This is a genomic window from Streptomyces sp. CNH287, from assembly GCF_000424825.1.
Genome location: NZ_AUKQ01000015.1, coordinates 16,131 through 29,444 on the forward strand (window position 1 = coordinate 16,131; position 13,314 = coordinate 29,444).

At 67.7% G+C, this 13,314-nt stretch carries 9 protein-coding genes; all 9 read left to right on the forward strand.

The features are described from left to right. The first annotated feature begins 65 nt into the window (after window positions 1-65). The 9 genes from rplA (at window position 66) to rpsG (ending at window position 13,286) form a co-directional block, all read left to right on the forward strand. Window positions 66-788 carry a 50S ribosomal protein L1 gene (rplA, locus tag H299_RS0116215; protein ID WP_027749246.1) on the forward strand — a complete coding sequence of 241 codons (723 nt, stop codon included), beginning with the start codon at window positions 66-68 and terminating at the stop codon, window positions 786-788. 254 nt (window positions 789-1,042) lie between these two features. Then, window positions 1,043-1,927: an SCO4651 family lipoprotein gene (locus H299_RS0116220; protein WP_037759317.1), complete on the forward strand. Its 885-nt coding sequence runs from the start codon at window positions 1,043-1,045 to the stop codon at window positions 1,925-1,927. Window positions 1,928-2,225: 298 nt separating this feature from the next. Continuing rightward, window positions 2,226-2,789, forward strand: coding sequence for a 50S ribosomal protein L10 (rplJ, locus tag H299_RS0116225; RefSeq protein WP_027749248.1), 564 nt, complete (start codon window positions 2,226-2,228; stop codon window positions 2,787-2,789). Between the two features lie 110 nt (window positions 2,790-2,899). Further along, window positions 2,900-3,289, forward strand: a complete 390-nt coding sequence (gene rplL, locus H299_RS0116230) for a 50S ribosomal protein L7/L12 (RefSeq protein ID WP_027749249.1) — start codon at window positions 2,900-2,902, stop codon at window positions 3,287-3,289. Window positions 3,290-3,786: 497 nt separating this feature from the next. After that, complete coding sequence (gene rpoB, locus H299_RS0116235) at window positions 3,787-7,272, forward strand: DNA-directed RNA polymerase subunit beta (protein ID WP_027749250.1); 3,486 nt, start codon at window positions 3,787-3,789, stop codon at window positions 7,270-7,272. Between the two features lie 117 nt (window positions 7,273-7,389). Continuing rightward, window positions 7,390-11,289: a DNA-directed RNA polymerase subunit beta' gene (locus tag H299_RS0116240; protein WP_027749251.1), complete on the forward strand. Its 3,900-nt coding sequence runs from the start codon at window positions 7,390-7,392 to the stop codon at window positions 11,287-11,289. A gap of 140 nt (window positions 11,290-11,429) precedes the next feature. Beyond that, window positions 11,430-12,044 carry a DUF1707 domain-containing protein gene (locus tag H299_RS0116245; protein WP_027749252.1) on the forward strand — a complete coding sequence of 205 codons (615 nt, stop codon included), beginning with the start codon at window positions 11,430-11,432 and terminating at the stop codon, window positions 12,042-12,044. A 397-nt stretch (window positions 12,045-12,441) separates the two neighbouring features. After that, the gene (gene rpsL, locus H299_RS0116250; RefSeq protein ID WP_003948652.1) at window positions 12,442-12,813 is read left to right on the forward strand and encodes a 30S ribosomal protein S12; all 372 of its coding nucleotides are present in this window, start codon (window positions 12,442-12,444) and stop codon (window positions 12,811-12,813) included. Between the two features lie 2 nt (window positions 12,814-12,815). Continuing rightward, window positions 12,816-13,286 carry a 30S ribosomal protein S7 gene (rpsG, locus tag H299_RS0116255; RefSeq protein WP_027749253.1) on the forward strand — a complete coding sequence of 157 codons (471 nt, stop codon included), beginning with the start codon at window positions 12,816-12,818 and terminating at the stop codon, window positions 13,284-13,286. Window positions 13,287-13,314: the final 28 nt, after the last annotated feature.

The following is a 13,314-nucleotide window of genomic DNA, read 5'->3' on the forward strand; positions in this document are numbered from 1 at the left end:
CCCGCACCACGACTCCATCCCCGCCTCGCGGCGCCAGCCGCGCGGCGTGATCGTCAGGAGCAGTAGTGAAGCGCAGCAAGAACCTCCGCAGCGCGGACGCCAAGATCGACCGGGAGAAGCTGTACGCCCCGCTCGAGGCCGTCCGTCTGGCCAAGGAGACCTCCTCGTCCAAGTTCGACGCGACCGTCGAGGTGGCCCTGCGCCTGGGTGTCGACCCGCGCAAGGCAGACCAGATGGTCCGCGGCACCGTGAACCTCCCGCACGGCACCGGCAAGACCGCCCGGGTCCTGGTCTTCGCGACCGGCGACCGTGCTGCGGCAGCGGAGGCCGCGGGCGCCGACATCGTCGGCTCCGACGAACTGATCGACGAGGTCGCCAAGGGCCGTCTCGACTTCGACGCCGTCGTCGCCACCCCGGACCTGATGGGCAAGGTCGGCCGCCTCGGCCGCGTGCTCGGTCCGCGTGGTCTGATGCCGAACCCGAAGACCGGCACCGTCACCCCGGACGTCACCAAGGCCGTCACCGACATCAAGGGCGGCAAGATCGAGTTTCGGGTGGACAAGCACTCGAACCTGCACTTCATCATCGGCAAGACGTCGTTCGACGAGAAGACCCTCGTGGAGAACTACGCCGCCGCGATCGAAGAGGTGCACCGCCTGAAGCCGTCGGCCGCCAAGGGCCGCTACGTCAGGAAGGCCACTCTGAGCACCACGATGGGCCCCGGCATCCCGTTCGACGGGAACCGGCTGCGCAACCTGCTCAGCGAGGAAGACCCCGCCGCCGTCTGACCTGCGGTCACGGCAGCCGCGGTGGGTACGCGGCAGGGCGAAAGGCACACCGGGCCGGGCCCGCTCTCCCAGGAGGGCGGGCCCGGTCTCGCTGCGCCCACCCTCTCGGTGTGACCCGCCTCACATGGCAGCGGTCAAGGGGAACCCGGCACCAGCCGCCGATCGTCCCCGCGGTTAAGAGATATATAAAGGGCAACACAGCACAGCACGCAGCCCGACAGCCGGGCTCACGCACCGACCTTCAGGGGGTTTCCGTGCATCGGACTCGAATCACCGCTCTCGCGGCGGGTGTCGTCATGATGGCGGGCCTCACGGCCTGCGGCAGCGAGACCGCCGACGGCGGGGACAAGGGGTCCTCGGACAAGAAGGCTGCCGACCTCTCGCCGCTGGCCGCGTTGAAGAAGGCCTCCGACCAGACGGAGAAGCAGGAGTCCGCGAAGGTGGACGGCACCACCAAGCAGGGCACTCCGCAGGGCACGACGTCCTCGACGATGGAGGGCGAGCTGAGCTGGGCCGAGGGCGGCACCACCGGCAACATGGACATCACGCAGCAGGGCGGCCTCGTCAAGGGCACCCCGACCGAGGGCAAGCCGATGAAGGCGCGCTACACGGCCGACGCGATGTTCATGAACATGGGCGACGAGTTCGCGTCCACGGCGGGCAAGGGCAAGCACTGGATCAAGTACGACTACGACACGCTGGCCGAGAAGGCGGGCCCCTCGGGTGCCTTCATCAAGGACCAGATGCAGAACAACAACCCCGCCCGCTCCGTCCAGCTGCTGCTGGCCACCGGCAAGGTGGACAAGGTCGGCACCGAGACCGTGCGCGGCAAGGAGACCACCCACTACAGCGGCACGGTGGACGTCTCCGAGCTGGCCCGCATGCAGTCCAAGGACCTGAGCGAGGAGGAGCTCCAAGGCCTCCAGGACCAGCTGGAGCAGGCCGGCATGGAGTCCGAGAAGATCGATCTGTGGATCGACGGGGACAACCTGCTGGTGAAGAAGAAGGAGACGGCCAAGAGCAGCAACGGCTCGTCCGGTGCCTACGACTCCACCGTCTACTACGCCGACTACGGCACGGACGTCACCGTCGAGGAGCCCCCGCAGGGCGACACGGTCCCCTTCGAGGACGTGAGCTGAGCCACTGGACCTGGGCCTGACCGGCCCGGTCCGCCGCGGTGGCGGGAGGCGGATTTGCCGCCCTCGCCACCGTTCGCGTAGGCTCACCCAGAAGCCAAAGACCGCTGGTTTCCGGTATGCCCCGTCCGGGGTGTGCCGGGTGAAGGTCCGCTAGCTGCGGACGACCCGCGTAGGCGTGTGGATGAGCTCCCGGATTCCGTCCGGTCGAGTATCGCCCCGTGCGCCTTGCGCCGGGGCGTTTCGTTTTGCACAGCCCCTCCCCCCGCGGTCCAGATCACCCGGAAGGAGGCCGAGGCTCATGGCGAAGGACCAGGTCGCACCTGACAAGGTCGCAGCTGTCGAGGAGATGACGAACAAGTTTCGCGACTCCAGCGCCGCCCTCGTGACCGCGTACACCGGTCTGAGTGTGGCGCAGCTGAAGGAGCTGCGCCGTTCTCTCGGTGAGAACGCTCAGTACCGAGTGGTGAAGAACACGCTGACCAAGATCGCGGCCAAGGAGGCCGGGATCAACGAGCTCGACGAGTACTTCCAGGGCTCGTCGGCCGTCGCCTTCGTGACCGGTGACCCGGTCGAGGCGGCGAAGGGTCTGCGCAACTTCGCCAAGGACAACCCCGCCCTGGTCATCAAGGGCGGCATCGTCGACGGCAGCGCGATGTCGGCTGCCGAGATCAACAAGCTCGCGGACCTCGAGCCGCGCGAGGTGCTGCTCGCCAAGCTGGCCGGTGGCATGAAGGCGTCCATGGTGAAGGCCGCGGCGACCTTCCAGGCCCCGCTCACGAAGATGGTCCGCACCGCGGACGCGCTTCGCGACAAGGTCGAGCAGGGCGGTGCCGGTACGCCGGCTCCCGTCGAGGCCGAGTAGCAGTACGGCTCGGCCCAGCGGGTGCGCCCGCAGTGACGTGCCGCCGAGAGGCGTACGTCCGCCTACATGTTCATACCGGCATCAGCCGCATTAGTGGAAGGACCGCCATCATGGCGCAGCTCAGCCAGGAAGACCTGCTGGAGCAGTTCGAGAACATGACCCTCCTCGAGCTCTCCGACTTCGTGAAGAAGTTCGAGGAGAAGTTCGACGTCGAGGCTGCCGCTCCGGCCGCCGTCGTCGCCGCCGCCCCGGGTGCCGGTGGCGCGGGCGCCGAGGCCGAGGCCGAGCAGGACGAGTTCGACGTCATCCTCACCGGTGCCGGCGACAAGAAGATCCAGGTCATCAAGGTCGTGCGTGAGCTGACCTCGCTGGGTCTGAAGGAGGCCAAGGAGCTGGTCGACGGCGCCCCCAAGGCCGTCGTCGAGAAGGTCGCCAAGGACGCCGCGGCGAAGGCCAAGGAGGCCCTCGAGGGCGCCGGCGCCTCGGTCGAGGTCAAGTGACCCACTGAGTCTCTCCGGGGCCGCTCCCAGCAGGGCCCAGGAAGGCTCACGGGCGGCCGTGTGCCGCCTTGTGGACAGCTGTACCGAAGGGCGATCACCCGTGCGGGTGATCGCCCTTCGGCGTTGCTCCCGCAGCTTCCTTGTCCAGCGGTTGCGGCCGGGTATGGTGATCTTCGCTGTCCTGGGGGCCTTGACGAATGGCACGCAGCGCGCAATTCTCGGGACGCGTCGTCACGCCGATCCACATCCGAGGCATGGATCGGAGGCGAAGCGGGAAGCATCGATATGCGCTTGCTGCATGTACCGCATGCCGCTTGCCTACACAGGAGAACGAGAGGGGGAGAGTGGCACTGCGCCAGTCTCCGGAGAACCGCTCTGGACATCAGTGGGCCATGAGGCTACACTGACCCTTTGCGCTGCCTGTTAGCTGCTCCATGCCCGTCACCAGGAGCACCGGTATGCGCGTAGTGAGTCCGAGCCCTCGGAAGGACCCCCTCTTGGCCGCCTCGCGCAACGCCTCGACCGCCAATTCGAACACCGGCGCCAGCACCGCCCCGCTGCGTATCTCCTTTGCGAAGATCAGGGAGCCCCTCGGGGTTCCGAACCTCCTTGCGCTGCAGACCGAGAGCTTTGACTGGCTGCTCGGGAACGACGCCTGGAAGGGTCGCGTCGAGGCCGCGCTGGACAGCGGTCAGGATGTCCCCACGAAATCCGGTCTGGAAGAGATCTTCGAAGAGATCTCCCCGATCGAGGACTTCAGCGGGTCGATGTCCCTGACTTTCCGTGATCACCGGTTCGAGCCGCCGAAGAACTCCATCGACGAGTGCAAGGAGCGCGACTTCACGTTCGCGGCCCCGCTCTTCGTCACGGCCGAGTTCACCAACAACGAGACCGGCGAGATCAAGTCGCAGACGGTCTTCATGGGCGACTTCCCGCTCATGACCGACAAGGGCACCTTCGTGATCAACGGCACCGAGCGTGTCGTCGTCACACAGCTCGTCCGCTCGCCGGGTGTCTACTTCGACAGCTCCATCGACAAGACGTCCGACAAGGACATCTTCTCTTCCAAGATCATCCCGTCGCGCGGCGCGTGGCTGGAGATGGAGATCGACAAGCGCGACATGGTCGGTGTCCGCATCGACCGCAAGCGCAAGCAGTCGGTCACCGTGCTGCTCAAGGCGCTGGGCTGGACGACCGAGCAGATCCTCGAGGAGTTCGGCCAGTACGAGTCGATGCGCGCCACCCTGGAGAAGGACCACACCCAGGGCCAGGACGACGCGCTGCTCGACATCTACCGCAAGCTGCGTCCGGGCGAGCCCCCGACCCGTGAGGCCGCGCAGACGCTGCTGGAGAACCTCTACTTCAACCCGAAGCGGTACGACCTGGCCAAGGTCGGCCGACACAAGGTCAACAAGAAGCTCGGCGGGGACGAGCCGCTGAACTCCGGCGTGCTCACCACCGCCGACGTCATCGCGACGATCAAGTACCTGGTCAAGCTGCACGCCGGGGAGACGGAGACGACCTCCGCCGAGGGCCAGACGATCGTCGTCGAGACCGATGACATCGACCACTTCGGCAACCGCCGCCTGCGCAACGTCGGCGAGCTGATCCAGAACCAGGTCCGTACCGGCCTGGCCCGGATGGAGCGCGTCGTCCGCGAGCGGATGACCACCCAGGACGTCGAGGCGATCACGCCGCAGACGCTGATCAACATCCGGCCGGTCGTCGCCTCCATCAAGGAGTTCTTCGGCACCAGCCAGCTGTCCCAGTTCATGGACCAGACGAACCCGCTCTCGGGCCTGACCCACAAGCGTCGCCTCAACGCGCTGGGCCCCGGTGGTCTGAGCCGTGAGCGGGCGGGCTTCGAGGTCCGTGACGTGCACCCCTCGCACTACGGCCGCATGTGTCCCATCGAGACGCCGGAAGGCCCGAACATCGGCCTGATCGGCTCGCTCGCCTCGTACGGCCGGGTCAACGCCTTCGGCTTCGTCGAGACGCCGTACCGCGTGGTCCGCGAGGGCTTCGTCACCGACGAGGTGCACTACCTCACGGCCGACGAGGAAGACCGCTTCGTGATCGCCCAGGCCAACGCGCCGCTGGGCGAGGACATGCGCTTCGCCGAGGAGCGGGTGCTCATCCGCCGCCGCGGCGGCGAGGTCGACCTGATCCCGGGCGACGACGTGGACTACATGGACGTCTCGCCGCGCCAGATGGTGTCGGTCGCCACCGCCATGATCCCCTTCCTCGAGCACGACGACGCCAACCGCGCGCTCATGGGCTCCAACATGATGCGGCAGGCCGTGCCGCTGCTGAAGGCGGAGTCGCCGCTGGTCGGCACCGGCATGGAGTACCGCTGCGCGGTCGACGCCGGCGATGTCATCAAGGCCGACAAGGACGGCGTCGTCCAGGAGGTCTCCGCCGACTACGTCACAGTGGCCAACGACGACGGCACGTACACGACCTACCGCGTCGCCAAGTTCTCCCGCTCCAACCAGGGCACCTCCTTCAACCAGAAGGTGCTCGTGGACGAGGGCGACCGCGTCATCGAGGACCAGGTGCTGGCCGACGGCCCGTCCACCGAGGACGGCGAGATGGCGCTCGGCAAGAACCTGCTGGTCGCCTTCATGCCCTGGGAGGGCCACAACTACGAGGACGCGATCATCCTGTCGCAGCGCCTCGTGCAGGACGACGTCCTCTCCTCGATCCACATCGAGGAGCACGAGGTCGACGCCCGCGACACCAAGCTCGGCCCCGAGGAGATCACCCGGGACATCCCGAACGTCTCCGAGGAGGTCCTCGCCGACCTCGACGAGCGCGGCATCATCCGCATCGGCGCCGAGGTCGAGGCGGGCGACATCCTGGTCGGCAAGGTCACCCCCAAGGGCGAGACCGAGCTGACCCCGGAGGAGCGGCTGCTGCGCGCGATCTTCGGCGAGAAGGCCCGCGAGGTCCGCGACACCTCGCTGAAGGTGCCGCACGGCGAGACCGGCAAGGTCATCGGCGTGCGCGTCTTCGACCGCGAGGAGGGCGACGAGCTGCCGCCGGGCGTCAACCAGCTGGTGCGGGTCTACGTGGCCCAGAAGCGCAAGATCACCGACGGTGACAAGCTCGCCGGCCGGCACGGCAACAAGGGCGTCATCTCGAAGATCCTGCCGGTCGAGGACATGCCGTTCCTGGAGGACGGCACCCCGGTCGACATCATCCTCAACCCGCTGGGCGTCCCGTCCCGGATGAACCCGGGGCAGGTCCTGGAGATCCACCTGGGCTGGCTCGCCTCGCAGGGCTGGAAGGTCGACGGAGTCGACGAGGACTGGAAGAAGCGCCTCGCGGCGATCAGCGCCGACGAGGTGCAGGCAGGCACGAACGTCGCGACCCCGGTCTTCGACGGCGCCCGCGAGGACGAGATCACCGGCCTCTTCGAGTCCACCATCCCGAACCGCGACGGCGACCGGCTGGTCAAGTCCTCCGGCAAGGCGCACCTCTTCGACGGCCGCTCCGGCGAGCCGTTCCCGGAGCCGGTATCGATCGGCTACATGTACATCCTGAAGCTGCACCACCTGGTCGACGACAAGCTGCACGCCCGGTCGACCGGCCCGTACAGCATGATCACCCAGCAGCCGCTGGGTGGTAAGGCCCAGTTCGGCGGCCAGCGGTTCGGCGAGATGGAGGTGTGGGCGCTTGAGGCGTACGGCGCCGCGTACGCCCTCCAGGAGCTGCTGACCATCAAGTCCGACGACGTCACCGGCCGAGTGAAGGTCTACGAGGCCATCGTCAAGGGCGAGAACATCCCGGAGCCGGGCATCCCCGAGTCCTTCAAGGTGCTCATCAAGGAGATGCAGTCGCTCTGCCTCAACGTGGAGGTGCTGTCCTCGGACGGCATGTCCATCGAGATGCGCGACACCGACGAGGACGTTTTCCGCGCGGCGGAAGAGCTCGGTATCGACCTGTCCCGGCGCGAGCCGAGCAGCGTCGAAGAGGTCTGACGGGTCTGGCCGGCGCTCCCTGACCGGAGCCCGGCCGTCCCAGGACCCCCAGACCACGAACCTGCCTGATATTCCGCTGACGCGGAGGGCACAACCCTGAAAGAGGGATTGACGACAGTGCTCGACGTCAACTTCTTCGACGAACTGCGAATCGGCCTGGCCACAGCTGACGACATCCGTCAGTGGTCGCACGGCGAGGTCAAGAAGCCCGAGACCATCAACTACCGCACCCTCAAGCCGGAGAAGGACGGGCTCTTCTGCGAGAAGATCTTCGGCCCCACCCGGGACTGGGAGTGCTACTGCGGCAAGTACAAGCGCGTCCGCTTCAAGGGCATCATCTGCGAGCGCTGCGGCGTCGAGGTGACCCGCGCCAAGGTGCGCCGCGAGCGGATGGGCCACATCGAACTGGCCGCGCCCGTCACGCACATCTGGTACTTCAAGGGCGTCCCGTCCCGGCTGGGCTACCTGCTGGACCTGGCACCGAAGGACCTCGAGAAGGTCATCTACTTCGCCGCGTACATGATCACGTACGTCGACGAGGAGCGGCGCACCCGCGACCTGCCCTCCCTGGAGGCGCACGTCTCCGTGGAGCGCCAGCAGATCGAGCAGCGCCGTGACGCCGACCTCGAGGCCCGCGCCAAGAAGCAGGAGTCCGACCTGGCCGAGCTGGAGGCCGAGGGCGCCAAGGCGGACGTCCGCCGCAAGGTGCGCGAGGGCGCCGAGCGCGAGATGAAGCAGCTCCGGGACCGCGCGCAGCGCGAGATCGACCGCCTCGACGAGGTGTGGAACCGCTTCAAGAACCTCAAGGTCCAGGACCTGGAGGGCGACGAGCTGCTCTACCGCGAGCTGCGCGACCGCTTCGGCACCTACTTCGACGGCTCGATGGGCGCCAACGCGCTCCAGAAGCGCCTGGAGACCTTCGACCTCAACGAGGAGGCCGAGCGCCTGCGGGAGATCATCCGCACCGGCAAGGGCCAGAAGAAGACCAGGGCGCTCAAGCGGCTCAAGGTCGTCTCCGCGTTCCTCCAGACCAGCAACAGCCCCAAGGGCATGGTGCTGGACTGCGTGCCGGTCATCCCGCCGGACCTGCGTCCGATGGTGCAGCTGGACGGCGGCCGCTTCGCGACCTCCGACCTGAACGACCTGTACCGCCGGGTGATCAACCGGAACAACCGCCTCAAGCGGCTGCTCGACCTGGGCGCGCCCGAGATCATCGTGAACAACGAGAAGCGGATGCTCCAGGAGGCCGTCGACGCGCTGTTCGACAACGGCCGCCGCGGCCGTCCGGTGACCGGTCCGGGCAACCGTCCGCTCAAGTCGCTGTCCGACATGCTCAAGGGCAAGCAGGGCCGCTTCCGCCAGAACCTGCTGGGCAAGCGCGTCGACTACTCGGCCCGTTCCGTGATCGTCGTCGGCCCGCAGCTCAAGCTGCACCAGTGCGGTCTGCCGAAGGCCATGGCGCTGGAGCTGTTCAAGCCGTTCGTGATGAAGCGCTTGGTGGACCTGAACCACGCGCAGAACATCAAATCGGCCAAGCGCATGGTCGAGCGCGGCCGCACTGTCGTGTACGACGTGCTGGAAGAGGTCATCGCCGAGCACCCGGTGCTGCTGAACCGCGCACCGACGCTGCACCGCCTCGGCATCCAGGCCTTCGAGCCGCAGCTGGTCGAGGGCAAGGCCATCCAGATCCACCCGCTCGTGTGCACCGCGTTCAACGCGGACTTCGACGGCGACCAGATGGCCGTGCACCTGCCGCTGTCCGCGGAGGCGCAGGCCGAGGCCCGCATCCTGATGCTGTCCTCGAACAACATCCTCAAGCCGGCCGACGGCCGTCCGGTCACCATGCCGACCCAGGACATGGTGCTGGGCCTGTTCTTCCTCACCACCGACGAGGAGCAGCGCAAGACCATCGGCGACGGCCGCTCGTTCAACTCCGTGGCCGAGGCGATCATGGCCTTCGACGCGGGTGAGCTGTCGCTCCAGGCGAAGATCGACATCCGGTTCCCGGTCGGCACCGTGCCGCCCCGCGGCTGGACCCCGCCGGTGCCGGAGGAGGGCGCGGCCGAGTACCAGACGGGCGACCCGTTCCGGCTGCGGACGACGCTGGGCCGCGCGCTCTTCAACGAGCTGCTGCCCGAGGACTACCCGTTCGTCGACAACTCGGTGGGCAAGAAGCAGCTCTCCGGGATCGTCAACGACCTGGCCGAGCGCTACCCGAAGGTCATCGTCGCCGCTGCGCTGGACAACCTCAAGGCGGCCGGTTTCCACTGGGCGACCCGCTCCGGTGTGACCGTGGCCATCTCCGACATCGTGGTGCCGGAGGCCAAGAAGGAGATCATCCAGTCGTACGAGGCTCAGGACGAGAAGGTCCAGAAGCAGTACGAGCGCGGTCTGATCACCAAGGACGAGCGCACGCAGGAACTCATCGCGATCTGGACCAAGGCGACCAACGAGGTCTCCGAGGCGATGAACGAGAACTTCCCGAAGACGAACCCGATCTTCATGATGGTCGACTCGGGCGCCCGAGGGAACATGATGCAGATGCGTCAGATCGCGGGTATGCGCGGTCTGGTGTCCAACGCGAAGAACGAGACGATCCCGCGGCCCATCAAGGCGTCGTTCCGCGAGGGTCTGACCGTGCTGGAGTACTTCATCTCCACGCACGGCGCCCGTAAGGGCCTCGCGGACACCGCGCTGCGTACCGCCGACTCGGGCTACCTGACCCGTCGTCTGGTGGACGTCTCGCAGGACGTGATCATCCGCGAGGAGGACTGCGGGACCGACCGCGGCCTCAAGCTGGAGATCGCGGCCGAGGGCCCCGACGGCGTGCTGCGCAAGGCGGAGAACGTCGAGACCAGCGTGTACGCGCGGGCGCTCGCCGAGGACATCGTCGTGGACGGCAAGGTGCTGGCCCCGGCCAACACCGACCTGGGCGACGTCCTCATCGACGAGCTGGTGCGGCACGGCATCCAGCTGGTCAAGACCCGCTCCATCCTCACCTGCGAGTCCACCGTCGGCACCTGCGCCATGTGCTACGGGCGCTCACTGGCCACCGGCAAGCTGGTGGACATCGGCGAGGCCGTCGGCATCATCGCGGCCCAGTCGATCGGTGAGCCCGGCACCCAGCTGACGATGCGTACCTTCCACACCGGTGGTGTGGCCGGTGACGACATCACCCAGGGTCTGCCCCGTGTGGTCGAGCTGTTCGAGGCCCGTACGCCCAAGGGCGTCGCGCCGATTTCGGAGTCGGCCGGCCGGGTGCGGATCGAGGAGACCGAGAAGACCAAGAAGCTCGTCGTCACTCCGGACGACGGCTCCGAGGAGACCTCGTACGGCGTGTCCAAGCGCGCCCGCCTGAAGGTGGGCGAGGGCGACCACGTCGCCGTCGGCCAGCCGCTGACGGTGGGTGCCACCAACCCGCACGACGTGCTGCGTATCCTCGGTCAGCGTGCGGTGCAGGTGCACCTGGTCAACGAGGTCCAGAAGGTCTACAACTCGCAGGGCGTGTCGATCCACGACAAGCACATCGAGATCATCATCCGGCAGATGCTGCGCCGGGTGACGATCATCGAGTCGGGTGACGCGGAGCTGCTGCCGGGCGAGCTGGTGGAGCGGACGAAGTTCGAGGGCGAGAACCGTCGTGTGGTCACGGAAGGCGGCCACCCGGCCTCCGGCCGTCCGCAGCTGATGGGTATCACCAAGGCTTCGCTGGCCACCGAGTCGTGGCTGTCGGCGGCGTCCTTCCAGGAGACGACCCGGGTGCTCACCGACGCGGCGATCAACGCCAAGTCGGACTCCCTGATCGGCCTCAAGGAGAACGTCATCATCGGCAAGCTCATCCCGGCCGGTACGGGCCTGTCCCGCTACCGCAACATCCGGGTCGAGCCGACCGAGGAGGCGAAGGCCGCGATGTACTCGGCCGTCGGCTACGACGACATCGACTACTCGCCCTTCGGTACGGGCTCCGGCCAGGCGGTCCCGCTGGAGGACTACGACTACGGTCCGTACAACGCCTGAGCCCCGGGCGGCCCGAGCGGCCGTCCGGCGGTGAACAGAGGCTGATCCGGTCTCAGTTGTGGCACAGAGGGCGGTCATCCCCAGGGGGGATGGCCGCCCTTTCCGCGTCCCCGGTGCATCATGGAGGCGGGGGTGAGGCCATGCTCGCTGGTAACGCGGATCGGGAGCGCGCGATCGACGTACTCCGTGCCGCTTTCGCCGAGGGTCGGCTGACCGCGGAGGAGCACGAGGAGCGTGCCGCGCACGCACTCGCCGCGCGTACGGTCGAGGAGCTTGAGCAGTTGACGTCCGACGTCCCGCAGGGTCCGGCGGGTGCGTCTCCGGGCGCGGGGGTGAGACCGGGTGCGCCGGCACCGCTGCCGGGCACTTTCCAGGGGCCGGTGCCCTACCAGGGGCCGCCGCTGTATCCCGGTTCCGCCGGGCCCGCGCCGCTGCCGGGGCCGTACCAGGGGCTGCACCAGCCGTCCCGGCCCATGTACCACGGGCCGGTGTACCCGCAGATGCCCATGTATCCGTACCCGCCGCAGCCGGTGCCGTACCGGCCGACGAACCCGGCGGCCACGGGGGCGCTGGTCTGCGGGCTCGTCTCGCCGCTGACGCTGGGCATCAGCGGGCTGCCCGCGGTCATCCTTGGCCACAAGGCGCGGGCCGAGATCCGCCGCACCGGGGACCGGGGCGACGGCACGGCGGTGGCCGGGCTGGCGCTGGGCTGGCTGGCGCTGGGCATTCTGGCGATGGTGCTGCTCTTCTCCTGACGGTGGGCGCCCGCGGGCGGGCCGGAGGGGCATGGCCGTGGGTGACTGCGGGTAGGGTGCTGCGAAACCGTACGCTTCCCGCCGCCCGCACGCGGTGTGTGGAGGACAGCACCGGCAGTGCCGCGCGGATACTTGTTTTGACCGTGGCCGACGTGCTGGGTACGCTCTGACCTTGTGCCTGGGGTATCCCCTGCGCTGCCGCATGTTTCCACCTCGTGAGCGGCGCAGATGGCGGCACTGAAATCCGCATGTCCTCGATGCGTCCTCGGATACGTCCTCGGACCAGAGGTGCTCGCCCGCCGGGGGAGTCCGCGAATTTCGACACACCCGACCGCGTGGGTCGGTGGCGTGGCCCAGGTTAGCTTTACCGAGACGGCACACAGAAACCGGAGAAACGGTGCCTACGATCCAGCAGCTGGTCCGGAAGGGCCGGCAGGACAAGGTCGAGAAGAACAAGACGCCCGCACTCGAGGGTTCCCCTCAGCGCCGCGGCGTCTGCACGCGTGTCTTCACGACCACCCCGAAGAAGCCGAACTCCGCCCTGCGTAAGGTCGCACGTGTGCGCCTGACCAGCGGCATCGAGGTCACGGCCTACATTCCGGGTGAGGGCCACAACCTCCAGGAGCACTCCATCGTGCTCGTGCGTGGTGGCCGTGTGAAGGACCTGCCGGGTGTTCGCTACAAGATCATCCGCGGCTCCCTCGACACGCAGGGCGTCAAGAACCGTAAGCAGGCTCGCAGCCGCTACGGCGCCAAGAAGGAGAAGTAAAGATGCCTCGTAAGGGCCCCGCCCCGAAGCGCCCGGTCATCATCGACCCGGTCTACAACTCTCCTCTGGTGACGTCCCTCATCAACAAGGTGCTGCTGAACGGCAAGCGCTCCACCGCCGAGCGCATCGTGTACGGCGCCATGGAGGGCCTGCGCGAGAAGACCGGCAACGACCCGGTCATCACGCTCAAGCGCGCGCTGGAGAACATCAAGCCGACGCTGGAGGTCAAGTCCCGCCGTGTCGGTGGCGCGACCTACCAGGTGCCGATCGAGGTCAAGCCGGGTCGCGCCTCCACTCTCGCGCTGCGCTGGCTCGTGGGCTACTCCCGCGCCCGCCGCGAGAAGACCATGACCGAACGCCTCATGAACGAGCTGCTCGACGCCTCCAACGGTCTCGGCGCCTCGGTCAAGAAGCGCGAGGACACCCACAAGATGGCCGAGTCCAACAAGGCCTTCGCGCACTACCGCTGGTAGTCGCAGACCCCATCGAGAGACCGAGAGA